At 29.8% G+C, this 25,465-nt stretch carries 30 protein-coding genes and 1 rRNA gene; 2 read left to right on the top strand and 29 right to left on the bottom strand.

Annotated features, from left to right (window positions below):
• A 16S ribosomal RNA gene (locus tag H8891_RS13530) occupies nt 1-402 on the bottom strand; the annotation flags it as partial.
• A 267-nt stretch (nt 403-669) separates the two neighbouring features.
• Here H8891_RS13530 and H8891_RS13525 point away from each other — a divergent pair.
• Nucleotides 670-1,545, top strand: coding sequence for an aldose 1-epimerase family protein (locus H8891_RS13525; RefSeq protein ID WP_187006824.1), 876 nt, complete (start codon nt 670-672; stop codon nt 1,543-1,545).
• 44 nt (nt 1,546-1,589) lie between these two features.
• On the opposite strand, the gene H8891_RS13520 is transcribed toward H8891_RS13525, so the two are convergent.
• A complete protein-coding gene (locus H8891_RS13520) occupies nt 1,590-2,711 on the bottom strand; it encodes a S41 family peptidase (protein WP_187006823.1) in 1,122 nt (373 codons plus the stop codon).
• A gap of 160 nt (nt 2,712-2,871) precedes the next feature.
• On the opposite strand from H8891_RS13520, the gene H8891_RS13515 reads away from it, so the two are divergent.
• Nucleotides 2,872-3,435 carry a 5-formyltetrahydrofolate cyclo-ligase gene (locus H8891_RS13515; RefSeq protein ID WP_187006822.1) on the top strand — a complete coding sequence of 188 codons (564 nt, stop codon included), beginning with the start codon at nt 2,872-2,874 and terminating at the stop codon, nt 3,433-3,435.
• Between the two features lie 78 nt (nt 3,436-3,513).
• Here the strand turns inward: H8891_RS13515 and H8891_RS13510 are convergent, their stop codons facing one another.
• The 27 genes from H8891_RS13510 to H8891_RS13380 form a co-directional block, all read right to left on the bottom strand.
• Entirely contained in the window at nt 3,514-5,895 is a 2,382-nt protein-coding gene (locus H8891_RS13510) for a Lon protease family protein (RefSeq protein ID WP_187006821.1), read from the bottom strand.
• A gap of 136 nt (nt 5,896-6,031) precedes the next feature.
• The gene (locus H8891_RS13505; protein ID WP_187006820.1) at nt 6,032-6,457 is read right to left on the bottom strand and encodes a hypothetical protein; all 426 of its coding nucleotides are present in this window, start codon (nt 6,455-6,457) and stop codon (nt 6,032-6,034) included.
• A 146-nt stretch (nt 6,458-6,603) separates the two neighbouring features.
• A complete protein-coding gene (locus H8891_RS13500) occupies nt 6,604-7,539 on the bottom strand; it encodes a transketolase family protein (protein ID WP_187006819.1) in 936 nt (311 codons plus the stop codon).
• A complete protein-coding gene (locus tag H8891_RS13495; protein WP_147547705.1) occupies nt 7,532-8,359 on the bottom strand; it encodes a transketolase in 828 nt (275 codons plus the stop codon). Before H8891_RS13495 ends, H8891_RS13500 begins: the two co-directional genes overlap by 8 nt.
• Before the next feature lie 165 nt (nt 8,360-8,524).
• Nucleotides 8,525-8,890, bottom strand: coding sequence for a type II toxin-antitoxin system PemK/MazF family toxin (locus tag H8891_RS13490; protein ID WP_147547707.1), 366 nt, complete (start codon nt 8,888-8,890; stop codon nt 8,525-8,527).
• The gene (locus H8891_RS13485; RefSeq protein WP_207723218.1) at nt 8,880-9,155 is read right to left on the bottom strand and encodes an antitoxin; all 276 of its coding nucleotides are present in this window, start codon (nt 9,153-9,155) and stop codon (nt 8,880-8,882) included. Before H8891_RS13485 ends, H8891_RS13490 begins: the two co-directional genes overlap by 11 nt.
• A 39-nt stretch (nt 9,156-9,194) precedes the next feature.
• Nucleotides 9,195-10,358: an alanine racemase gene (alr, locus tag H8891_RS13480; RefSeq protein WP_187006818.1), complete on the bottom strand. Its 1,164-nt coding sequence runs from the start codon at nt 10,356-10,358 to the stop codon at nt 9,195-9,197.
• Between the two features lie 14 nt (nt 10,359-10,372).
• Nucleotides 10,373-10,963, bottom strand: coding sequence for a germination lipoprotein GerS (gene gerS / locus H8891_RS13475; RefSeq protein ID WP_187006817.1), 591 nt, complete (start codon nt 10,961-10,963; stop codon nt 10,373-10,375).
• 25 nt (nt 10,964-10,988) lie between these two features.
• Nucleotides 10,989-11,450 carry a CBS domain-containing protein gene (locus H8891_RS13470; RefSeq protein WP_147547715.1) on the bottom strand — a complete coding sequence of 154 codons (462 nt, stop codon included), beginning with the start codon at nt 11,448-11,450 and terminating at the stop codon, nt 10,989-10,991.
• A 5-nt stretch (nt 11,451-11,455) separates the two neighbouring features.
• Nucleotides 11,456-11,836, bottom strand: a complete 381-nt coding sequence (gene acpS / locus H8891_RS13465) for a holo-ACP synthase (RefSeq protein WP_187006816.1) — start codon at nt 11,834-11,836, stop codon at nt 11,456-11,458.
• A 205-nt stretch (nt 11,837-12,041) separates the two neighbouring features.
• A complete protein-coding gene (atpC, locus tag H8891_RS13460; RefSeq protein WP_147547719.1) occupies nt 12,042-12,302 on the bottom strand; it encodes an ATP synthase F1 subunit epsilon in 261 nt (86 codons plus the stop codon).
• Between the two features lie 2 nt (nt 12,303-12,304).
• Nucleotides 12,305-13,699: a F0F1 ATP synthase subunit beta gene (atpD, locus tag H8891_RS13455; RefSeq protein ID WP_147547721.1), complete on the bottom strand. Its 1,395-nt coding sequence runs from the start codon at nt 13,697-13,699 to the stop codon at nt 12,305-12,307.
• 16 nt (nt 13,700-13,715) lie between these two features.
• A complete protein-coding gene (gene atpG / locus H8891_RS13450; RefSeq protein ID WP_147547723.1) occupies nt 13,716-14,579 on the bottom strand; it encodes an ATP synthase F1 subunit gamma in 864 nt (287 codons plus the stop codon).
• A gap of 27 nt (nt 14,580-14,606) precedes the next feature.
• Nucleotides 14,607-16,109 carry a F0F1 ATP synthase subunit alpha gene (atpA, locus tag H8891_RS13445; RefSeq protein ID WP_147547725.1) on the bottom strand — a complete coding sequence of 501 codons (1,503 nt, stop codon included), beginning with the start codon at nt 16,107-16,109 and terminating at the stop codon, nt 14,607-14,609.
• Nucleotides 16,110-16,124: 15 nt separating this feature from the next.
• Nucleotides 16,125-16,667, bottom strand: a complete 543-nt coding sequence (locus H8891_RS13440) for a F0F1 ATP synthase subunit delta (RefSeq protein WP_147547727.1) — start codon at nt 16,665-16,667, stop codon at nt 16,125-16,127.
• A complete protein-coding gene (atpF, locus tag H8891_RS13435) occupies nt 16,664-17,167 on the bottom strand; it encodes a F0F1 ATP synthase subunit B (RefSeq protein WP_147547729.1) in 504 nt (167 codons plus the stop codon). The genes H8891_RS13440 and atpF overlap by 4 nt, the downstream gene beginning before the upstream one ends.
• Before the next feature lie 85 nt (nt 17,168-17,252).
• Nucleotides 17,253-17,507, bottom strand: a complete 255-nt coding sequence (gene atpE / locus H8891_RS13430) for an ATP synthase F0 subunit C (protein WP_147547731.1) — start codon at nt 17,505-17,507, stop codon at nt 17,253-17,255.
• Between the two features lie 59 nt (nt 17,508-17,566).
• Nucleotides 17,567-18,268 (bottom strand): F0F1 ATP synthase subunit A, encoded by a 702-nt coding sequence (atpB, locus tag H8891_RS13425; protein ID WP_147547734.1) that lies wholly within the window; start codon nt 18,266-18,268, stop codon nt 17,567-17,569.
• Between the two features lie 2 nt (nt 18,269-18,270).
• Nucleotides 18,271-18,660, bottom strand: coding sequence for an ATP synthase subunit I (locus tag H8891_RS13420; RefSeq protein ID WP_187006815.1), 390 nt, complete (start codon nt 18,658-18,660; stop codon nt 18,271-18,273).
• Between the two features lie 4 nt (nt 18,661-18,664).
• Nucleotides 18,665-18,892: an AtpZ/AtpI family protein gene (locus tag H8891_RS13415; protein WP_147547738.1), complete on the bottom strand. Its 228-nt coding sequence runs from the start codon at nt 18,890-18,892 to the stop codon at nt 18,665-18,667.
• Between the two features lie 584 nt (nt 18,893-19,476).
• The gene (gene upp / locus H8891_RS13410) at nt 19,477-20,106 is read right to left on the bottom strand and encodes a uracil phosphoribosyltransferase (protein WP_147547740.1); all 630 of its coding nucleotides are present in this window, start codon (nt 20,104-20,106) and stop codon (nt 19,477-19,479) included.
• Between the two features lie 12 nt (nt 20,107-20,118).
• On the bottom strand, nt 20,119-20,565 hold the full coding sequence (gene rpiB, locus H8891_RS13405) for a ribose 5-phosphate isomerase B (RefSeq protein WP_147547742.1): 447 nt from the start codon (nt 20,563-20,565) through the stop codon (nt 20,119-20,121).
• Nucleotides 20,566-20,679: 114 nt separating this feature from the next.
• The gene (locus tag H8891_RS13400; RefSeq protein ID WP_187006814.1) at nt 20,680-21,723 is read right to left on the bottom strand and encodes an L-threonylcarbamoyladenylate synthase; all 1,044 of its coding nucleotides are present in this window, start codon (nt 21,721-21,723) and stop codon (nt 20,680-20,682) included.
• Between the two features lie 25 nt (nt 21,724-21,748).
• Nucleotides 21,749-22,429 carry a ZIP family metal transporter gene (locus H8891_RS13395; protein WP_187006813.1) on the bottom strand — a complete coding sequence of 227 codons (681 nt, stop codon included), beginning with the start codon at nt 22,427-22,429 and terminating at the stop codon, nt 21,749-21,751.
• Nucleotides 22,430-22,562: 133 nt separating this feature from the next.
• Nucleotides 22,563-23,627 (bottom strand): peptide chain release factor 1, encoded by a 1,065-nt coding sequence (gene prfA / locus H8891_RS13390; RefSeq protein WP_147547747.1) that lies wholly within the window; start codon nt 23,625-23,627, stop codon nt 22,563-22,565.
• Between the two features lie 43 nt (nt 23,628-23,670).
• Complete coding sequence (gene prmC / locus H8891_RS13385) at nt 23,671-24,522, bottom strand: peptide chain release factor N(5)-glutamine methyltransferase (RefSeq protein WP_187006812.1); 852 nt, start codon at nt 24,520-24,522, stop codon at nt 23,671-23,673.
• Nucleotides 24,523-24,536: 14 nt separating this feature from the next.
• Entirely contained in the window at nt 24,537-25,436 is a 900-nt protein-coding gene (locus H8891_RS13380; RefSeq protein ID WP_147547749.1) for a DUF1385 domain-containing protein, read from the bottom strand.
• Nucleotides 25,437-25,465 lie beyond the last annotated feature (29 nt).

Here is a 25,465-nt window from a genome sequence, read left to right as displayed (position 1 = left end):
TTCATCGCTCACGCGGCGTTGCTGCATCAGGCTTTCGCCCATTGTGCAATATTCCCCACTGCTGCCTCCCGTAGGAGTCTGGACCGTGTCTCAGTTCCAGTGTGGCCGATCACCCTCTCAGGTCGGCTACTGATCGTCGCCTTGGTAAGCCGTTACCTTACCAACTAGCTAATCAGACGCGGGTCCATCCTGTACCGCAAAAGCTTTGATATTTTTATCATGCAATAAAAATATATCATCTCGTATTAGCATACCTTTCGGTATGTTATCCGTGTGTACAGGGCAGGTTACCCACGCGTTACTCACCCGTCCGCCGCTCTTCTCCGAAGAGAATCGCTCGACTTGCATGTGTTAGGCACGCCGCCAGCGTTCATCCTGAGCCAGGATCAAACTCTCAAATAAAAGTTGTCCATCGCTCAGCTATCATTATCTGAATATCTGGCTTGGTTGTTTGTTGTTTAATTCTTTAAAAAGAATTTTTATAATTAACCTACTGTTTAATTTTCAAAGTTCTTATTTGTGTTTCTTACAAATTATACTTTACCACTTAAACTTTAACTAGTCAATACTTTTTTATGTTTAATTTTATTTTTATTTACTTAAATTTATTATATAATGGAAAACGTAAACATTTTAATTATAATATATATCATTGATAGGAGTGTTTAAATGAATAAATTAGAAAATAATAATTTAATTATTGAAATCAAAAACAATGGAGCCGAATTAACCAGAATATATTCAAAGTCTAAAAATATAGATTTTTTATGGAATGCTAACAATAAATATTGGGGAAGGCACTCACCAATTCTATTCCCTATAGTCGGTAGACTTAAAGATAATGAGACTATTATAAATAAAAATGTGTATAGTATGACTCAACATGGTTTTGCTCGTGATATGTACTTTGATTTAATAAGCCAAGATGAAAATTCATTAACTTATAAATTAGAATCTAATGATACGACCAAAAGTAAATACCCTTATGAATTTGAGTTAATAATCAAATACACACTTAATACTTCATCTATCAATGTAAGTTGGCAAGTTAAAAATAAAAGCAATGAAGCTATGTACTTTTCTATAGGCGCGCACCCTGCTTTTAACGTTCCTTTTGATGATGATAATGATCTTAGCCAATACTACTTAAAATTGCTATCAAAAAACACTATAAATTCTTATATATTAGAAGGTCCATTTGTATCTAAAAAAACTAAGATAAACTGTCTAAATAATTTAGATATAAAACCCGAATTGTTTAAAAATGATGCCATTATATATGATAATATAAATGAAGTTTCTATCTGTTCTAAAATTAGCAATACTTCTATAAAGGTTAATTTTAAAGATTTCCCATTTGTAGGTATTTGGTCACCTTATTATGAAGAAACCAACTCAATAGCTCCATTTATTTGTATAGAGCCCTGGTATGGTATAGCTGACTCAGTTGATAGCAATAAAGATTTTAAAACCAAAATCGGTATAAATAAACTATCTATAGGCGAAGTATTTAAAGCTTCTTATGAAATAGAAATTTGTGTATAAATAAAAAAGCACATGAAACATTCAAATGCTTCATGTGCTTTATTTTATTTATTTATTTGCTTATTTAACCAATCTATAGCAACATCTAATTGCTTACTTTCATCTTTTTCTTCGATCTTAGGTTTAATACCTTTTTTATTTATATAATCTCCATTTGGAGTATAATATTGAGCAGTTGTAAGCTTATATCCTGTTCCATCATTTAAACCTCTCACAGTTTGAACTAGCCCTTTACCAAAAGTTGTAGTTCCTATAGCTATACCTTTATTGTTATCAACTATAGCTCCTGTAAGTATTTCCGATGCAGATGCACTTCCTCCATTTATTAATACTACTATAGGTATATCTAATTGCTTCTTATCATCAGATTTAAGATATTTAGCGTTATTACTATTGTCTTTAACTGATACTATTGTATCTCCTTGAGGTAATATTTCATCAGCTATATCTTCACATATATTCAGTAGACCTCCAGGATTATCTCTTAAATCTAAAACTAATCCTTTTATACCTTTTTTATCTAGATTACCTAGAGCCTTTTTAAATTCATCGTATGTATGTTCATCAAATGATGATATTTTTATATATCCTATATCATTATCCATCACTTTAGATTCTACAGTTTTCATAACTATTTCTTGTCTTTTTACAGGTATATTTAAAGTTTCATTTCCTCTCTTTACAGTAAGCTTAACATCAGTTCCAGCCTTACCTTTTATCATACTCATAGCTTTATCCATATCTTTTGAACTTACATCTTTCCCATTTACCTTAAGTATTTTATCTCCTGGCTTTATTCCACTTTTCTCAGCAGGAGAACCCTCTATAGGAGATACTATCGTTATTAAATCATCATCCTCTACTGGACTTATCACAACTCCAATACCTACATAAGTTCCAGATGTCTGTTCTTTAAGCTTTTCAAATTCTTGCTTAGTGTAGTACTGAGAGTATGGATCTTTTAAACTTTCAAACATACCTTTTAAAGCCCCAGTTGCCAACTCTTCATCGTTTACATTTTTATAAAAATCTTTATCTATTGATTTTTTTAGCCCTATAACCTTATCAAAATCTTTATACTTATACCCTACAACTTGAGATGTTATTAAAGCCGTTGCAATAACAAGTATTATAGAGTATATAATTGCTCTTTTTTTAGATATCATTAAATGCATCTCCTTTTATACAATATACTATATTAGTATATGTTTTAATATTATTTTTATTACTACAAGCTTTTTTGTTGCTATAGCTCAATTTTAATACTAAACTTTTTAGTAGATAATAATATACCATATTATACCATATTGAATAGGGGTGTTTTCATTGAAAAGTGATTTTAGAAAAAAAGTCATAGAGCTTAGAAAAAACAAGTCTTATGATTTTATAATTAAAAATTCTAATAAAATAACAACTACTCTTTTATCGTTAGAAGAATTTAAAAAAGCTTCTACAATTATGTTATATTTAGATTTCAATAATGAAGTAAAAACAGATTACTTAGTAAACACCTTAATAAATTTAGGTAAGAAAGTATTAGTGCCTATAACAATAAAAGAAAATAAAACCTTAATACCTTCTGAAATTAAAAATTTAGACTCAGAAATTAAAATAGGAACTTATGGTATCAGAGAACCTAAAAAAAAATTTATCCGAGAAAATAACATAGAATCTATAGATATTCTTATAGTACCTGCCGTAGCATTTGATATTAATAAATATAGATTAGGATATGGTGGAGGTTTTTATGATAGATTTATAGAAAAACTTAGAAGCGATACCCTAACAATAGGTTTAGCATTTGAATTTCAAATTTTTGATTCTATACCAAAAGAAAGTCATGATGCTCAATTGAACTATGTTATAACAGAAAAAAGAATAATAAAATAAAATCTAATTTATATTATTAAATTTTAAAATAGAGTAAAGATTTCATTTATTACTCTTTACTCTATTTTGTATTAATCGTTATTTTTCTTTTTTATCATCATCACTTTTCCTATAGATTTCTAGTTGCTCATTTACTTTTTTATCAATTTCATCAATAGACATACCTGTTAAAATTTCTAAACCTTCTTCTATAGTCGATATTGCATATATACTAAATTCTCCTTGTTTCACAGCTTCTATAACCTCATCTTTTAGCATTAAGTTCTTAACATTTTGTATCGGCATCATTACACCTTGTTTTCCATTTAGACCTTTGATTTTACAGACATCAAAAAATCCTTCTATTTTTTCATTTATACCACCTATTGGTTGTATTTCTCCTTTTTGACTTACAGAACCAGTTACAGCTATATATTGTTTTATAGGTATTTGGGCTATACTTGATATTACCGCATATAATTCCGTACTAGATGCACTATCTCCATCAACACCTGAATAGTTTTGTTCAAATGTTATAGATGTCGATATAGACAGTGGTTTTTCCTTACCATATCTTTCACCTAAGTAACCAGTAAGTATTAAAACTCCTTTATCATGAATACTTCCACTTTGTTTTATCTCTCTTTCAATATTTATAATTCCGCTTCTTCCTTTATATGTTGATGCAGTTATTTTTGATGGTTTTCCAAAACTGTATTCCCCATTACCCATGACAGCTAATCCATTTATTTGTCCAACTTTTTCTTTAGTTATATCTATTAACAGCGTTTCATCTTTAAACATCTCATTTAATTTTTCTTCATATTTACTGCTTCTATAATTTTTCTGTACTATAGCTTTTTCTACATCTTGCTTAGTTACATATTTTGAATCATGGTCACTAAGTGCCTCAGATTCATATATCAAATCTATAATTTTATTAAATCTTGCAGTTAACTTAGCTTTATCATCACTAAGTCTAGCACTATATTCTAATACTCTTTCAATAGCACTTTTATCAAAGTGCTTTAAGTTATGCTCTTTACATTGATTAGATATTAATTTTATAATTTTATATACATTGTCTTCATCTTTATTTATTTCAAGGTCAAAATCAGCCATTATTTTAAATAAATTTCTAAAATCTTCATCATAAGAATACATTATATTATATATATAGTTATCTCCAATTAAGATTACTTTAATATCTAAATCTATAGGCTCTGGTTTTAAAGAAGACGTAACTAAATATCCATATTGTTTGTTTAAAGATTCAATAGTTATTTTATTGGTTTTAAGAGATCTTTTTAGATAATCCCATGAAAATGGACTTGATATTAAATCTTTAGCATTAATTATTATAAAGCCTCCATTAGCTTTATGTAATGCTCCAGGTTTAATCTCCATAAAGCTTGTAGTAAGAGCACCTATTTCATTTTTATAATCAATAGATCCTGATAGATTATAAAAAGTAGGATTATTCTCATCTATTACCATAGATTCTTTACAGTCACTGTTATCAATCAAAAGATTTACTCCATATCTTACAAAAAACTTAGAATCATTCTTATTTCCCATAAGACCTAATAAAGCCATTGGATTTTGTGAATTTTCGTCTTCTGTAATTTTAAATTTACCTATATTTTTTACTATATCATCACATAAATCACTTATATAATTTTTTACTTTTTCATATTCTCCATATTTATCTATTAAGTATGTCTCGTAAAAACCTACTAAACTTTTCCCTACATATTTATCTAATTCATCTAGCTTTTCTTTGTAAGATTCTTCACAAAGTTTTATTTCATTTATATATTCTTTGCTATCTTGATTTAATTTTAATCCTTCTTCTCTTAGTACTTTTATTTGTTGTGCTGTTAAATTTCCAAGTTCATCTTCCCCAAGGATACTTCCATCTTCTTTTATAGGTATACTTATTAACCCTCTTTCTGTAACTTCAAATCGAAATCCTCTAGGTTTTGCAATTTCATTTAACTTACTCACTATATTTTGAATATTATTTTCAAGCTCAGTCATTAATAGTCTATTATGATATTCATACTCTTTAGTACTAAATATTTTAGGAACTTCAGCCTTAAGTTTTTCAACTATTTCTTCTATATCCTTTTTAAAAAGCTTTCCTTGCCCCGATTTAAATGATAGAGCTATTGGTTCGTTTTGATTTTTAAAATTATATACATAAGCCCAGTCTTTAATATTAATATTATTTTTCTTTATTTTGTTTATAAGAGTTTTTGTATAACTACGTCTACCTGTCCCACTACACCCAGCAACATATATATTATATCCTCGTTGCTTCATCTTTAACCCAAAATCTATAGCTTGAACTCCTCTCTCTTGACCTATTATATCTCTAACTGGTTCTATATCTTCAGTTGAATTAAATTTTATATGATCTAAATTACAAGTACATTTTAAATCACTCGCATCTAGCTTAAATTTATCTAAATTAACCATTCATTCACCTCATAGTATGTATTTTTACTATTTAGCTTTACCTATATAATTTAAATAATGTATTTTAAATTTTAAAAATAAAAAAAAGATATACATTGAAATTTATTTTTAAATTAGCAATGTATATCTTTTGCGTTTACTTCTCTGTTTTAGAGTTAAGTTCTATTCTATCTGGTAACTCTTTTAAATTGGTTTCTGCAACTATGTATGGATGTGACTCTTCTTTATTTTTATGTACTACTTCAACTTTCATAATATTTTTATCATCTTCTTTAGCTATTTTTATAGAATTTATTTCTATACCATGCTCTTTATCTTTACCCCTAGTCACAACTACATATATCTTGTTTTCTATTTTAACAGCCAAAGCTCTTTCTTCATCTGTATACTTACCCATCATATCAAGTATCTTTTCAGGTATTTCATTTTTTTGTAATATAATATAATCTACTGGCTTTGATTCATCCATAAACATTTTAGGTATAAAAATAAATCCCCCTAATACTAATATCAAAGCTATAATACCATAGATTACTCCTTTAATATTGAACTTTACTTTCAATTTATCACCTCCCATATAATAAAATATATGAACTTATTTTAAAGTATAGAAGATTTTTATTTTAAAATTAAAAAAGCCATAAACATTATTTTCTCTAAGATTAGATACTCATAAGTTTACGGCTATGTATATCAGTTTTATTAAATCTATTTCTTAGCTATAGCTTCTTTTACACTATTAACTATATCTTCAGAAGTTAATCCATATGCTTTTAAAAGCTCTTTTGGAGTACCTGATTGTCCAAATACATCCTTAACTCCAACTTTTTTAACTATAACAGGACATTCTTCAGAAACAACTTCACTAACTGCAGATCCAAGTCCACCTATTATATTATGCTCTTCAGCTGTAACTATAACTTTAGTTTCTTTAGCTGCATTTAATATTAATTCTTTGTCTATAGGTTTTATTGTAGGCATATTTATAACTCTAACATTTATACCTTCAGACTTTAATTGTTCATGTGCCATTATAGCTTCATTAACCATTATTCCACAAGCTATTATAGTAGCATCATTTCCTTCTCTTACAACTATACCTTTACCGATTTCAAACTTATAGTTTTCATCAAATATAGTCGGAACTGCAGATCTACCAAGTCTTACGTATACTGGTCCATTGTACTTAGCTACTTCAAATATAACTTGTTCAGTTTCAACTCCATCAGCTGGAACTATAACAGTCATATTAGGTATAGCTCTCATTATAGCTATATCTTCAACACTTTGATGAGATGCTCCATCTTCACCAACTGTTACACCTGCATGTGTAGCACATACTTTTACATTTAATTTAGGGTAGCAAGCAGAGTTTCTTATTATTTCGAAAGCTCTTCCTGTTGCAAACATCGCAAAACTACTTGCAAAAGGTATTTTCCCTGCTGCTGCAAAACCACAAGCGGCACCTATTAAATTTTGTTCTGCTATTCCCATATTAAAGAATCTATCTGGAAATGCTTTTAAGAAGTCATTTGTCTTCGTAGATTTAGATAAATCTGCATCTAAAACAACCACATTATCATTTACTTGTCCTAATTTAACTAGGGCTTTTCCATATGCTTCTCTAGTTGCTATATTACTCATTATCCGCACCTCCTAATTCAGCTAAAGCTTTTTCTAAATCACTATCAGTTGGAGCTGTTCCATGCCAAGAAGCATTATTCTCCATAAATGATACACCTTTACCTTTTACAGTCTTAGCTATTATCATAGTAGGTTTACCTACTGTTTCTCTTGCCATATCAAGAGCTGCAAATATTTGATCAAAGTCATGACCATCTATTTCTATAACGTTCCATCCAAAACTTTTGAACTTATCCATTATAGGACCTATATTCATAACTTTTTCTACTTCTCCATCTATTTGTAAACCATTATAATCTAGGAACGCTACTAAATTATCTAATTTGTAATGAGCAGCACTCATTGCAGCTTCCCAAACTATCCCTTCTTGAACTTCTCCATCTCCAAGTAAAGTATAAACTCTCCATGGTGCATTATCTAGTTTAGATGCCATTGCCATACCGCAAGCCACAGAAAAACCTTGTCCTAAAGAACCAGTAGACATCTCAACTCCAGGAGTACCTTTCATATCTGGATGCCCTTGTAACATAGCTCCCATTTTTCTTAATGAATTTAACTCTTTTTTATCAAAGTAACCCTTTTCTGCTAGTGTTGCATATAAAACTGGAGCTGCATGGCCTTTTGATAGTACAAATCTATCTCTATCCTCCATTTTTGGACTTCTTGCATCTACGTTCATTTCATCAAAGTAAAGTGATGTTAATATCTCAACTGCAGATAATGATCCTCCAGGATGTCCAGACTTAGAACCATGTATCATAGTAACTATATCTTTTCTTATGTTACGTGCAATTCCATTTAATACTTTATGGTCTCTCATGTAATTACCTCCTTATATTTATGAGTAAAACTACTGTCTCTATATTATGTACTTTGCAAGTGTACCATACTAATTCCATATTATTATATCACTTTTTGTATTTTTTTTGCTTAAATTTACAAAAAAAAATTATCGATATATCTACTACATATACCAATAATTTAATTAAATTTGAAATAATCCTAAACTTATTTGTAAACTATTATTTACTTTTTCCATCATACTTTGATCTAGATAACCTATTTTCTCTCTTAATCTTTTTTTATCTATTGTTCTTATTTGCTCCAAGAGAATAACGGAATCTTTATTAAGCCCGTACTCATTAGAACTTATTTCTATATGAGTAGGTAATTTAGCCTTATTTATCTGCGATGTTATAGCTGCGACAATAACGGTTGGACTGTACTTGTTCCCTATATCATTTTGAATAATTAATACCGGTCTTATACCACCTTGTTCAGATCCAACAACAGGGCTTAAATCAGCATAATATAAATGTCCGCGTTTTATATCTAAATTATTAAAACTCACCTTGAGCTATAATCCCTTCAAGGTTATCATCAGAAGATACCTCATTTGTCATTCCTAGCTCGGCTAAAGTTAAATTTATTTGACCCATTTCTTTATACCCTTTTATCATTGTTTCTTTTAGGTCAAATTTTTTCTTTTGTGTGATGTAGAATTGAAAAGCAGCTTTTGCAAAATCTTCTCTATTAGTATTCTCTATTTGAACTATGTGATCTACTTCGGAAATAAGAGAATCAGGTAAAGTAAACACAATTTTTTCTTTACTCATATTGTGCACAAAATCGCCTCCTAGGGTATACTATCATCTTTATTTTACCAAATAATTATATTGTTGTACAATTACATTTCCTTCCATATAAACACGTTCAACTCTCCTTGAAATCATGCATAGAATCTCATAATTTATTGTCCCTAAGTCATCAGCTATTTTTTCTATACATTGATTTTCGTTCTCTGAAAATATTATAACCTCATCATCGACTTTTATGTCTATATCTTTATCTATTTTTACCATACATTGATCCATACAAATTCTTCCTACGACATCAAATTCTTCCCCTTTTATATAAACCCTAGGATTTTTTTGCATTCTTGTAAATCCATCAGCATATCCTATAGGTATTGTAGCTATTTTCTCTTTAGAATTAGTTATATACTTAATTCCATAACTTATTCCTGAATCTTTTTCTAACTCTTTTATATGAGCTATTCTTGTTTTTAATGTCATAGCTGGCTTAAGCTTAATTATATCTTTATTTACTTCATCTGAAGGATAATGCCCATAAAGTATAATTCCACATCTAACCATATTGAAATTTAGATCATTGCATTCCATAGTAGCTGCACTATTTGAGACATGTTTAATTGGAATATCTATACCTATCTCATCTAATTTCTTAATTACTATATTGTATTTATTTACTTGATTAAGCATATACCCTTTGTCTTTTTCATCAGCCGTAGCAAAATGAGTATATATACCTTCTATATTTATGTTCTCAAGCTTATCTATCTTAGATATTTCGTTTATAGAATCTTCATTTACCTGAAACCCTATCCTTCCCATTCCAGTGTCTATCTTTATATGAACTTTAGATATTTTTTCATGTTTCTTTGATAGTTCATCTATAAATAAAGCTGTCTCATAAGAAAATACAGTTAAGCTTATATCATTTGCTACAGCTTCCTCTAAAGCACATTCTGGTATATATCCTAAACACAATATAGGTATATTTATATTATTTTGTCTAAGTTCTAAGCCTTCTTCAAGTCTTGATACCGCTAAATAATCTACCTTTTCTCTTTCTAATAGTTTTGATATTTGTACTGCTCCATGTCCATATGCATTAGCCTTAACTACTCCACAAATTTTTGTATCTTCTTTTAATATATTTTTTATATTTTTTAAATTATATTTTATGTTATCTAGGTTTATCTCTGCCCATGTAGGAGCTGTTATATGTTTATCCATTTTGTCTCTCCTTGCTATTTCTTGTACTCAAAATTAGAATAATTAACTAAAAATCGTTTATTCCCCTCTTGATCTAATATTTCTAATTTAGCAGGATAATTTACTTTCGAGTCTACAAAAAGCTTCTGCTTGTTGAAATATTTAGTGTTACCAGGTATCGGTACAGTAAGTACTAAATACCCACCTTTCATTTCAACCTCTATTTCCTCCCCTTGAAGATAGTTTTTTATAAAATCACCTACAAATAAATGTTGATTGTTCTGCCCTGCATTAGGTAGAATTAATTTATCTTTTATGTTCGGATTGCTTACAATTACTTTATCCCCTTTATACTCCATTACTTTTCCCTTTAGATGTTTAGGCTCCATTACTTTTAATTTAAATTTATCAGGACTAGTGTATTCATGTATTAAAGAATATTTTTGTGAATTTTTATTTCCTATAACTTCTATATCTGCCTTGCATTTATAAGACTTCATCTTAGAAATTTCATTTTGAAAATCCTTATATACTTCTTCCTTTGTGGACTTACTTTTTTCACAGCCTATTATAACTGGCATAAATATAATTACTATAACTATAATTATAGCCCACTTATTTTTCACAAAGCACCTCCTAATTTTTTAAAATCTAATTTTCATACATAGATTTTATTATATCGTATCTACAGATGATTCCTTTTATTTTATTGTTTTGATCTACTACCGGAACTCTATTTACAGATTTTTTTATCATTATATTAGCGACATCATCAAAAGTATCTTCTTCATGCACTTTTATAACGTCTCTAGACATTAAGTCTTTTACTTGTGTAGCTGCTACATCTTTTATATCATCTTCCATTTTCTTAAAATCATTAAGATATATAATACCTTGTAAAAATGTTATGTATTCTGGAGGATTTACATATTTTTCTTTTTTCATTATATCTGTTTCAGATATAATTCCAACTACTCTATTCTCCTTATCTACTACAGGCACTCCACCTATTTTCTCTGTTATAAGAATATTTGCTATATCACTTATAGTATCTGTTTCTTTAGCTACTTTGACATTAGTAGTCATTATATCTTTTGCTTTTTTATTTTTCATCTTTATCACTCCTTAACCATTACAATAGCATTTGCTACAGCATAATTTTTACTATGAGATATAGATACTTTTATTTCTAAAACATTATAATCTATGCAAATTTTTCTTAAATTATTATAAGTTTTAACTATTGGTTTACCCTTTTTATCTCGTAGTATTTCTATATCTTTAAAATTAAAATTTCTTATACCTGTACCTAAGGCTTTACTTATGGCTTCTTTTGCTGAGAAATTACCAGCAATAGTTTCAGTCTTAAGACCTTTTGATTTAAAATAATCAATTTCTTCTTTTGTAAATAACTTATCTAAGAACTTTTTATTTCTTTGTAAAGCTTTTTCTACTCTTTCTATCTCTACTATATCTATACCGATATCCAATATATTCATAGATACCTCCATCGCTATTATAATACTATTTTGTTACGAATACCCAAATATATTCAATTCATACCATTAAATTTATTTATATAGCTTAATATAATACTACTACATAATATTTTTTTTTGGTAGTTCCACTATTATATATATTTTCATTTATTGTGGTTATTAAATTGCAAAAATAAAAAGACTAGAGTTAAACTCTAGTCTTTTTTTATAACCATTCTGCAGATTCAGTTAAAATAACAGCTTGTTCTTTTTCAACTTGTATGAATCCTCCAGAAACTTTTGCTTCTTTATATTTGCCTTCTTTTTTTATCTTTAAAGTACCATCTGATAATCCAGCAACTAAAGGTCTATGGTTTTTTAATATACCTCTATCTCCTTGAGTTGTTCTAACTATTATCATTTCTGTTTGACCTTCATAGAAGACTTTTTCAGGAGTAACAATTTTAACCGCAAATTCGCTTGCCATTATTATCTACTCTCCTTCGCTTTTTCAACTGCCTCTTCTATACTTCCTACGAATAAGAAAGCTGATTCTGGTAAGTTATCATGCTTACCTTCTAATATTTCTTTGAAACTTCTTACAGTTTCTTTAACAGGTACATATTTACCTGGTATTCCTGTGAATTGCTCACCAACGAAGAATGGTTGAGATAAGAATCTTTCTATTTTTCTTGCTCTGTTAACAGTTATCTTATCTTCATCTGATAATTCGTCCATACCAAGTATAGCTATTATATCTTGAAGTTCTTTATACTTTTGAAGTATAGATTGAACTGATACAGCTACCTCATAATGTTCTTTACCTACTATAGCTGGATCAAGAACTCTAGATGTAGACTCTAATGGGTCAACAGCTGGGAATATACCTAGAGAAGCTTTTTGTCTAGATAAAACTGTTTTAGCATCTAAGTGAGTGAATGTTGTAGCTGGTGCTGGGTCAGTTAAGTCATCGGCAGGTACATATACAGCCTGAACTGATGTTATAGACCCTTTATTTGTTGATGTTATTCTTTCTTGTAATCTACCCATTTCTGTAGCTAATGTTGGTTGGTATCCAACTGCAGATGGAGTACGTCCAAGAAGTGCAGAAACCTCAGATCCTGCTTGAGTGAAACGGAATATATTATCTACGAATAATAAAACGTCTTGTCCTTCTTGATCTCTGAAGTATTCAGCCATTGTAAGACCAGTTAAAGCAACTCTCATTCTTGCTCCAGGTGGCTCATTCATTTGTCCAAATACTAGAGCTGTTTTATTGATAACTCCTGTATCACTCATTTCATGGAATAAGTCATTACCTTCTCTTGTTCTCTCTCCAACACCTGCGAATACTGATATACCACCGTGTTGAGTAGCTATATTGTTTATAAGCTCTTGTATAAGAACTGTTTTACCAACTCCGGCTCCACCGAATAGACCGATCTTACCACCTTTTAAGTATGGTGCTAATAAGTCAACAACTTTTATACCAGTTTCTAGTATTTCAGCACCTGGGTTTAATTCATCAAATGCTGGTGCTTCTCTATGTATTGGGTTTTTAGGAGCACTCTTTGGAGCTTCTTTACCATCAACTGGCTCACCTAATACATTGAATATTCTTCCTAAAGTTTCTTCTCCTACAGGTACACTTATAGCTGCTCCTGTATCAACAACTTCCATACCTCTTACAAGTCCATCAGTTGAACTCATTGATATACATCTAACTGTATCATCACCAACGTGTTGTGCAACCTCTATAACTATTTTTTTATCTCCGTGCTTTATCTCTAATGCATTTAATAGATTAGGTAAGCTTTTTTCATCATTGAACTTTACGTCAACTACTGGCCCGATAACCTGAACTATTTTACCTATGTTTGCCATGTCCTAACCTCCTTATTTATTGAGCTGAAGAAGCTCCTGCAACTATCTCAGATATTTCTTGAGTAACTGCAGCTTGTCTTGCTCTATTGTATTGTAATTCTAAATTAGATATCATTTCATTTGCATTATCTGTTGCAGATTCCATAGCTGTTCTTCTTGCTGCTTGTTCAGAAGCATAAGATTCAGCTAATCCACCATATATCATTCCTGAAACATACTTAGGAACTATAAATCCAAGCACAGCGTCTGGAGAAGGTAAGTATTGAACTGCCGCTCCACTTTTTTTCTTCTCTTCACCTTTATTAGCATCTACACTAACTGGTAGTAATTTAACTAATCTAGGCTCTTGACTTAATGCAGAAACGAACTCTGTATATATTAATTTAACTTCATCTATATCACCTTTTTGATAAGAATCCATTATAGATTTTGATATATTCATTATATCTTCATAGCTAGCACCTTCAACAGAATCTATCGATCCTATTAATTCAAAACTTCTTTTGCTAACAAATTCTTTTGCTTTTTTACCTATAGTAATAACTTTAACATTTTCAGATCCTTTAGTTTCAGCAACTAATGATTTAAATACATTTGAGTTGTATCCTCCTGCAAGACCTCTATCTCCAGCGATTACTATATAACATCTATTTTTAACTTCTCTTTCTTTAAGAAATTCACTTTTTACGCCACTCGTATTTTTAGCTATATTTTGTACAGCCTCTTTTAAAGTGTTAAAATATGCTTTAGAACTTTCAGCCTTTTCCTTAGCTCTTCTAAATTTAGAAGAAGCAACTAATTCCATAGCCTTAGTTATTTGTTTAGTATTTTCAACACTGGCAATACGAGTTTTGATTTCTTTCATTCCAGCTCCTGCCAATTGGGTTACCTCCTTTTTTAAAAAGGATTACGCTTCTATAACAAATTTCTTTTTGAAATCGTTTATAGCGTTTGTTAATTCTTGAGTGAAATCTTCATTTGCAAGAATTTTTTCTCCTATTTGTGGGTAATTAGCATCTATGAATTCTAATAATTCTGTTTCAAATCTCTTTATATTATCTACAGGTATATCTGCTAATAAGTTGTTTGTAACTGCAAATACCATTATTACTTGGTTTGAAACTTCCATAGGTTGATGTTCTCCTTGTTTTAGAACCTCAACTATTCTTTCCCCTTGAGCAAGTCTCTTCTTAGTATCTTCATCTAAGTCAGATCCGAATTGAGAGAATGCAGCAAGTTCTTTATATTGAGAATAAAGAAGCTTTAATGGTCCAGCAACTTTTTTCATTGATTTTATTTGAGCAGATCCACCAACCCTTGAAACTGATATACCAGGGTCAACTGCAGGTCTTATTCCTGAATAGAATAATTCTGGTACAAGGTATATTTGTCCGTCTGTTATAGATATAACGTTAGTTGGTATATAAGCAGAAACGTCTCCACCTTGAGTTTCTATTATAGGTAATGCAGTTATTGATCCTGCTCCTAATTCATCTGATAACTTAGCAGCTCTTTCTAGTAATCTTGAGTGTAAGTAGAATACGTCTCCTGGGTACGCTTCACGTCCTGGTGGTCTCTTAAGTAATAATGACATTTCTCTGTATGCAACGGCATGCTTAGTTAAGTCATCATATACTATTAATACATGCTTTCCATTGAACATGAATTCTTCACCCATTGCAACACCTGCATATGGAGCTAAGAATTGAAGTGGTGCAGATTCAGATGCAGTAGCAGAAACTACTATTGTGTAATCCATTGCTCCACCTTTTTCTAATGTACTAACAACTTGAGAAACAGTAGAACGCTTTTGTCCTATTGCAACATATATACATATAACATCTTTACCTTTTTGGTTAAGTATAGTATCTACACATATAGATGTTTTACCTGTTTGTCTATCACCTATTACAAGCTCTCTTTGTCCTTTACCTATTGGTATCATGGCATCGATAGCTTTGATTCCTGTTTGTAATGGCTCATGAACTGATTTTCTAGCCATTATTCCAGTAGCTTCTGATTCTACTGGTCTGAATTTATCTGTATTTATAGGTCCTTTTCCATCAACTGGTTGTCCTAGTGAGTTTACAACTCTACCTATCATAGCTTCACCAACTGGAACTTGAACTATATTACCAGTTCTTTTTACGATGTCTCCTTCTTTTATTCCAGAGTCATCACCTAGTATAACAGCCCCTACCATTTCTTCTTCAAGGTTAAGAGCCATTCCGTATACTTTACCTGGGAACTCTAATAATTCTCCAGCCATAGCTTTTTCTAGTCCGTAAACACTAGCTATACCGTCCCCAACTTTTAAAACACTTCCTGTATCTGTTAACTCTACTTTATTTTCGTAGCTTTTTATTTGCTCTTTTATTATAGCACTTATTTCTTCTGGTCTTAAATTCATGGGTTCACCGCCCTCCTAAGATATTACTTGAGATAGTTGTTCTTTCATTTTATCTAAACGATTTTTAACTGTTCCATCTATCTCTTCGTTTCCAAGTCTAACTAGTACTCCTCCTAATATAGACTTATCTACTTCATTTTGTAAAACAACTGTTTTATTGTACTTAGCTGAAAGTTTAGCTTGAAGTTCATTAACTTCGCCTTCGTTCATAGGAACTGCTGTTATAGCAACTCCTTCTAAGATATTATTTTTATCATTTAATAAAGCTTTAAACGCTTCTTCCATATTAGCTAATAAATTTAATCTATCTTTATCTGCTAATATTTTCATGAAATTTAACATTTCATTATCTAATGTTGATCCAAATATATTAGTTATTAAAGTCTTTTTCTCTTCTTTTGATACAATCGGAGATTTTAATATATTTGAAAATTCTTTATTTACATTTATTATATCTACTACAGCCTTTAGCTCATTATATAGCTTTTCAGTTGAGTTTGATTCTTCTCCAACTTGGAATAAGGCTTCAGCGTATCTGCTAGCAATTATATTTATCATTGAGCCTCGCCTACCTCTTTTATAAAGTCATTTATTAGCTTTTCATGCTTAGACTTATCTAGGTCACTTTCTATAACCTTAGATGCTGCAAGTAAAGCTATTGAAGATATATCATCTTTAACTTCGTTCATAACTTTTTGTCTTTCTTGTGCTATATCTTTACTAGCTTTTTCTTTTATGCTTGTAGCTTCGTTTTTAGCTGTAGATACTATTTCCTCTGACTTTTGTTCTGCTCTTAAAGTAGCTTGTTTTATTATTTCTTGTCCTTGTTCTTTAGCAGAACTTAACTTTTCTTCGTATTCTTTTTTGAATTCTTCACCCTCAGCTTTAGTTCTTTCTCCTTGAGCTAAGTTTGTTTGAATTTCTTTTTCTCTTGCTTCTATTATCCCTAAAACAGGTTTAAATAAAAGTTTCTTTAAAATTACAAACACTAAGAATGTATTTATTAATTGGAATATAAGTTCATAAGATACTCCAATTAGTGGTTTTAATTCAAACATCCTTATTCCTCCTTTCTACTAATCGCAATTCGTAATTAGGAGATGGTTTCCCACCTCCTAGTTATAATGACTTAACTTTATTATCTTATAATTTTCCTATGAATGGATTAGCGAATAGAAGTATTATAGCTACAACTAAACCATATATTGCTGAAGACTCTGCAACTGCAGCTCCTAGTAACATTGTTTGAGTTATTTCACCTTTTGCTTCTGGTTGGTTACCAACTGCCTCAGCAGCTTTACCTGCAGCGAATCCTTGTCCTATTCCTGCTCCTATACCTGTCGCAACTGCGATACCTGCTCCTATAGCTGAACCTGCTAATAATATAGCTGTTTCCATGATTGTTTCCTCCTTAAATTTAATTACTTTTTATATTATTTTTTTTATTAACATATCAATTACTCTGTAGCACTTGATACAAATACCATTGTAAGCATTATAAATATGAACGCTTGTAATAACCCTGCAAACATATCAAAGTATAAATGTAGTGGCACTGGTATTATTAATTGTCCAAAAGGTATGTTGATTCCTGTTAATGACGTTGATACAAATCCTAAGAATTGATATAACAATGCCATTATAACAGATCCACCTAATATGTTACCGAATGGACGGAAACTTAATGATATAGGTTTTGCTAATTCACCTATTATATTAAGTGGTAACATGAATGGTATTGGCTCCATTAATTCTTTAAATGTTGCCATACCCTTCTTCTTAACACCTGCATAATAAATCATAAAGAATGTTATTAATGCCCATGCTAAAGTAGTGTCTAAATCTGTTGTAGGTGATCTAAATCCTAATAGTCCTATAAGGTTTGACACTGCAAAGAATAGGAATAAACTTCCTAAATATGGTACCATAAAAGGTAATTCTTTTATTGCAGCTGGTCCCATGGTAGTTTTTACAAACTTATCAAATCCACCTACTGCGATTTCTAAAAATACTTGTACTTTACTAGTTGGAACCTTTTTTAAGTTTCTAGTTAATAAGTAAGATGCTAAAGCAAGACCTGCTAGTATTAACCAACTTACTATAACAGTATCACTTAGTTTAAAGTTCCCAAGATATAGAATAAATCTAGCTTGACTCACAGCTACGCCTCCTTTCTTTTAAGTTTGTCTATTACTATTGATTTTCCTAATATAGCAAACTTAGTGCTCAATAAGCCTATGGCAGTTCCAATAATATTTATATGTGGTGATTTTGCAGAAACAAATAATACCACCCCTACTATAAACATCCTTATTATGTACCTACTTGTAGAGTAGATTTGAGCTTTAGTAGGAGGATATGTTACTGATTTTTGTAATGATATAGCTAGCAATCTAAAATTTAGCATTGCTATTATACTTCCAAACAAAAGACCTGTAAGCATTTCCTTTGGAGAATTTGACAAAAAAATAATTAGAATAGCTGCGATTAAATCAATTATGACCATACCTTTAATTACCCATCTTACTTGATTTGTTAAAGTATTATTCATTTAATCACTTCCTTTTAGCATATACAATTAGAGTTTTGTAAACTCCACTAAAGGCTCCACCAATTCCTAATACTAAAAATACCAGCAATAAGAACGGACTTGTCCCAAATTTATCATCTAAGTACTTTCCTATAAATGCACAGCCTAAAATAGGTATTATTATCATTAACCCTACTTGGCTGATTAAAGAAAGCATACTAAGAGCTTGCATATATTTTCTAGTTTTATCCATAAATAGTATACCTCATCATAATGGTTTGTCTTTACTTCAAGTAATTATATGTATCTAATATTTTTTTGTTCGAAACGTTGAATATTTTAATTGTAAATTATATTTTAATATTATATTTCTTTTAAATATTTTTATCAATACCCAATAAAGATTTTTAAATTTCAGTTTTTTCGTTTTTGTGTGAAATTTGAATAAATATTTTTGAATTATTCAAAATATTCATTTTATGAAATTATATAATTCTATAAGTTAAAATTACAATTTCATACTAATATAATCTTCATTATATTAGTATTTATGCATATTTTCGCATACAAAATATATATTATATTTTCATTACATACTTATAAAAATTTTATTTTCATTGTATACAGTATATATTAATTTTATACCTTTTATGAAAATTTTTCTACAAATAATTACATTTTTTTTAAATAATTTTTAATATTTTTTATAATAAAATTTATAAAAAAATTTATAATTTAATTATCTTCCTCATTTTAAATTAGTATTTTTTAAAATCCAAATCTTTTTATAAATATTTAAAAGGTATCTATATGTTTTATAGATACCTTTTTACTTAATTACTTAGTGCCGAATAATCTATCTCCAGCATCCCCTAATCCTGGAACTATATATCCATGATCATTTAATTTCTCATCTATACTTGCTACGTATATATCTACATCTGGATGATATTTATGAACTTCTGCTATTCCTTCTGGAGAGGCTACTAGATTAACTAATTTTATAACTTTAGCTCCATCTCTTTTTAATACATCTATTGCAGCAATAGCTGATCCTCCAGTTGCTAACATCGGGTCAACTACTATCATTTCTCTTTCATGTATATCTTGTGGGAATTTACTATAATATTCTACTGGTTGTAAAGTTTCAGGATCTCTATATAATCCTACATGTCCAACTTTAGCTGCTGGAACTAAGTTTACAAGCCCATCTACCATTCCTAGACCTGCTCTTAATATAGGCACTATACCTAATTTTTTACCTGCTATAACTTTAGCTTTAGTTCTAACTACTGGAGTTTCTATCTCTATCTCTTCTAAAGGTAACTCTCTTGTTATTTCATATCCCATAAGCATTGTTATCTCTGTTAAAAGTTCTCTAAAATCTTTAGATCCTGTATTTTTATCCCTCATTAAAGTTAACTTATGTTGTATTAATGGATGATCTGCAACTACTACTTTATTCATTGTATAAGCCTCCTAATTATTTTGTTCTATGTCATTTAACATATTAACTCTTCTTAAATGTCTTTCACCTTCAAACTCAGTATTTAGCCATGCATCAACTATTTCTAATGCTAAACCTTTTCCTATTACTCTCTCTCCTAAAGACAGCATGTTTGCATTGTTATGAGCTTTAGACATCTTAGCAGAAAATGTATCTGAAACAACAGCACATCTAATTCCTTTTACTTTATTTGCTGCTAATGATATTCCTATCCCAGTTCCACAGCATAATATACCATAATCTACATCTTTGCTAATAACAGCTTTAGCGACTTTTTCACCATATATTGGATAATCTACTGAATCTACTCCATTTTCAGTTCCAAAGTCTATAACTTCAATCCCTTTTGATGCTAAGTGTTTTTTAATTTCTTCTTTTAAATTGTATCCACCGTGATCACTACCTAAACCTATTTTCATGGTCCTAATACCTCCAATAAATTGTATGAATAGATTTATACTTAATTTTATATTATACTAAACTTTTACATTTTTTGCATTAATTCTGTTCAATTATTTTATATAATTTTAAATTTATACTTCTATTACTTTATACCCTGCAGATTTCATCAATCTATTCATTATAGCTCGTCCTACTCCAGTATTAGAAAAAGCTTCTGAATATATTACATCTATATTTTTTTTATCCATCTCTATTAATGAATTGAATAAATTACTTCCGACTTCTTCAAGATTATTTCCTAATCCTATAACTTGACCTTTATATTTATCTATATTTTTATTTTTACAAATTACTCCACACTTTAGATTATTTGCTTCTTGTTTTTCTATCAAGCTATTAATTTTATTTATTACATTCTCTTCATCTCCACTTACTATATATACATCACCATTAGGAGAATAATGCGTATACTTCATTCCAGGTGCTTTAGCTTTTTTTATATCTGCCTTACCTTCAATAGATGGATCAATAAGAACTTCACCAATTAAAACTTCTATTTGTTCTTTAGTTATACTTCCAGGTCTTAAAATCATCGGCTTTTCAGACGTCATATCTATAACTGTAGATTCTAATCCAAAGTCGCAGTCTCCACCAACTATAATTCCAGAAACTCTTCCATTCATTTCTTCACAAACATGCTCGCCTTTAGTTGGAGAAGGTCTCCCTGATATATTAGCAGATGGAGCTGCTATAGGAACTCCAGATTGTCTTATAATTTCTCTAGCAATAGGATGTGATGGCATTCTTATAGCTACTGTATCTAACCCTCCACTTGTTCTTTGAGGAACTATATCTTTTTTCTTAAATATCATTGTTAATGGCCCTGGCCAAAATTCATCCATTAATTTTTTCGCTTGTTCACTTATATCTGTTGCCAGTGAATTAATTTCATTTTCATTATATATATGTACAATTAAAGGATTATCACTAGGTCTTCCCTTAGCCTCATATATTTTCTTTACAGCTTCTTCATCTAAAGCATTAGCACCTAAACCATAAACTGTTTCAGTAGGAAATATTACTGTTTTTCCTTTTGCTAATAAATCAGCATGTTTTTTTATTTCTTCCTTATCTATATTAAGTTCATCTATATTACTTATTAATGTCTTTATCATTAGTATACCTTCCTTCCATATTAGTTTATATATAGCTTACTATCAAAATTCCAACTAAAAAACCTATTATAGAATACATAGATTTAGTTGTTGGAAATATTTCTTCTAAAACTACATACATCATTGTTCCTGCTGCTATAGCTAGAAAAACCCCTATTAAAGAAGTACACATATCAGCAAAATATGCACCTAAAAAACTTCCTATTCCCATAGGAATACCTGCAATTATAGTTAACAATATAACTTTAACAGTACTCATCTTACTCCCAACTAAACTTAATGCCATAGCCAATCCCTCAGGTATATTATGTATACCAATTACAACAGCTAGTGCTAATCCTAAATTTTCTGTAGCTATAAATGAAGAACCTATAGCCAAGCCTTCAGGTAAATTATGTAGCAATATGCTTAAAAATATTAAGTATCCAGAATTAAGGTCAGATTTAACTTCTAGTCTGTTTTTTATTAACATTGTAGCTATAGCTCCAATAAATACAAATATAATTGTATTAAAAACCCCTACCTCTGACATAGATTCTTTAAGAAGGTCAAATACCACTACAGCTAGCATTATTCCTCCAGAAATACCCATACAAAAACTTAAATACCTATTAACATTTTTTCTAAAAACAGTAGATATAATACCACCTATACTTGTTCCTATAACTCCAGATATAAGTCCTATCAATGTTATTTCAAGCAACATGACTCCCCCCTAGTATTATTTAACTTGTTTTAATTTTATGTACAACAAATTATCATTATTCCAATACCAGAGAATAACCATTTTTACTTACAAAAAATCCCTATCTTAGTAATAGGGATTTTTATTATTCAAATTATAAAGCCATCATTTTCTCAGTTTGATCTACAGTTATTAGTGCATCTATCATTTCAGTTAAATCTCCATCTAAGAATGCATCTAATTTATATAATGTTAAGTTTATTCTATGATCACTTACTCTTCCTTGTGGGAAATTGTAAGTTCTTATTCTTTCAGATCTATCCCCTGTACCAACTTGACTCTTTCTTTCTGCTGATATTTCTTTATTTTGTTCAGCAACTGCTTTATCGTATAATCTAGCTTTTAATATCTTTAAAGCTTGTTCTTTATTTTTTAATTGAGATTTTCCATCTTGACAAGATACAACTTCTCCTGTTGGTATATGTGTAACCCTTACTGCAGAGTCAGTAGTGTTAACACTTTGTCCACCATTTCCTGAAGAACGGAAAACATCTATTCTTAAGTCATTTGGGTTTATTTCTACTTCAACATCCTCTACCTCTGGCAATACTGCAACTGTAGCAGTTGATGTATGTATTCTTCCTCCAGATTCAGTAGATGGTATTCTTTGAACCCTGTGAACTCCTGATTCATATTTAAGAACTGAGTATGCACCTTTACCTTTTATCATGAAAGACACTTCTTTGTATCCACCAACACCAGTTTCACTAGCACTTAATAGCTCAACTTTCCATCTCTTTCTTTCTGCATATCTACAATACATTCTAAATAAATCTCCAGCAAATAGAGCTGCTTCATCTCCTCCAGCTCCACCTCTGATTTCAACTATAACGTTTTTATCATCGTTAGGGTCCTTAGGTAATAATAATATTTTTAATTCAGCTTCTATCGGCTCTACTTTATCTTCCATTTCTGATAATTCCATTTTAGCTAATTCTCTTAGCTCTTCATCTGATTCTTCTTGTAAAATAGATTTTGATTCAGCTATACTATTCATTACATCTTTGTACTCTCTGAATTTCATTATTATTGGTTCTAATTCAGCATGTTCTTTTATAAACTTTTGCCAAACTTTTTGATCATTTATTATTTCCGGATCAGCTATTTTTTCACTTAATTCTTTATATTTATCTTCTAGTACTTCTAATTTATTTAGCATACTTTTCACCTCTTTATTTGTAACATATCAATAGTTGATTATATCATAGTTTAAAACCTATAACAACTCTATCAATTCCTTGTAAATCTTTCTTAGTGTATATTTTCTCATATCCATGAGATCTCATAATGTCAGAAACATCTTTAGCTTGATCATGACCAACTTCAAAAGCTAATATACCTTCTTTCTTTAGGTAATTTACAGATTGCTCCGTTATAGCTCTGTAAAAATCTAATCCATCTTCTCCACCTTCAAGCGCTATATACGGTTCATAATCCTTAACTTGTGTATGAAGAGTTTTTATATCTTCTTTTCTTATATATGGAGGATTTGAAACTATTATATCAAGCATTAAACCTTTATCCTTTATTCCTGTAAATATATCAGACTTTATAAAATCAATTTTATCTTCAACTCCATTACTTATAGCATTTTGTTTGCCTATACTCAAAGCTTTATCTGATATATCTAATGAATATATATGACATACTTTTATGTATTTTGCTAAGCTAACACTTATAGCTCCTGATCCAGTTCCTATATCTACTATTGATAAATTTTCCCTGTTACCTGCAAGTTCTATAACCTCTTCTACTAGTGGTTCTGTATCCGGTCTAGGAATTAGTACACCCTCTTCTACGTAAAAATCTAATCCCATAAACTCTCTATTGTTAACTATATAAGCTATTGGTCTTCCATTTAATCTATCTTCCATCATTTTATTAAAGTTAGCTAACTCTTCATTGTTAAGTTTTTTATCTAAATTTAATTGTATATATAACCTATCTACATTTCCAAGAGCCTTTTGAAGTAAGATTTCCGTATCTAATCTTGGAGTATCACTTATATCTGATAGCTTTTCCATATATTTAATTAATATTTCTCTTATTGTCATATTTTTCTCCTTTATTACTCTATAACAGCCTTCAATGCTTCTAGTGCTACTTCTAATTGCTTATCATCTGGTTCTTTAGTCGTAAACTTTTGTAACATCATCCCTGGATAAGCAACAAATCTAGTCAATTTATTATTATATTTCCCAAGCAATTTTATAATTTCATACGAAATTCCTGCTACAATAGGAACACATATAATTCTCATAATTATTCTTATTATAGGATTTGGCCATCCAAAAAACGAAAATAATATTATAGATGTAAACATAACAATAAATAAAAAATTTGTTCCACATCTAGGATGTAATGTAGTAAATCTTCTAGCGTTTTCTACAGTAAGATCAAGATTATTTTCATAACAATAAATAGATTTGTGTTCTGCACCATGATATTCAAACACCCTTTGAATATCTTTATTTTTTGATATTAAAGCTATATAAATAAATAAAATACATAGCCTAGTGATACCTTCTATTAAATTCAGTGCTAGTTTATTTTCTATTAATTTTGAAAATAACCCTCCTATAATAGTAGGGGTAATTACAAATAACAATGTCGCTAATGATAAACCTAAAATCAATGCAATTATTATTAATACATCCCCAGCTTTATCCTTAAATATTTTATTTATAAATCTATCAAAAGCACCTTCTTCACCTTCATCATCTTCTAAGAAAAATTCCGATGAAAAATTCATACTTTTAATACCTTCTATCATTGTTTCTATTAATATAAAAGCTCCTCTTATTAAAGGTATCTTATCTATATTTTTATCAGATATCCAACTTTTTATTTTCTTTTTTTCTACTACAATTTCACCATCATTTTTTCTAACAGCTATTGCTCTCTTATCTTTAGATTGCATCATAACCCCTTCTATGACAGCTTGACCTCCCACAGCTTGTTTTTTCATCTCCTCACCTCAATTTATAATATCATATA

This window comes from Paeniclostridium hominis (assembly GCF_014306135.1).
GTDB lineage: Bacteria > Bacillota > Clostridia > Peptostreptococcales > Peptostreptococcaceae > Paraclostridium > Paraclostridium hominis.
This window is presented reverse-complemented; position numbering and strand designations above follow the sequence as displayed.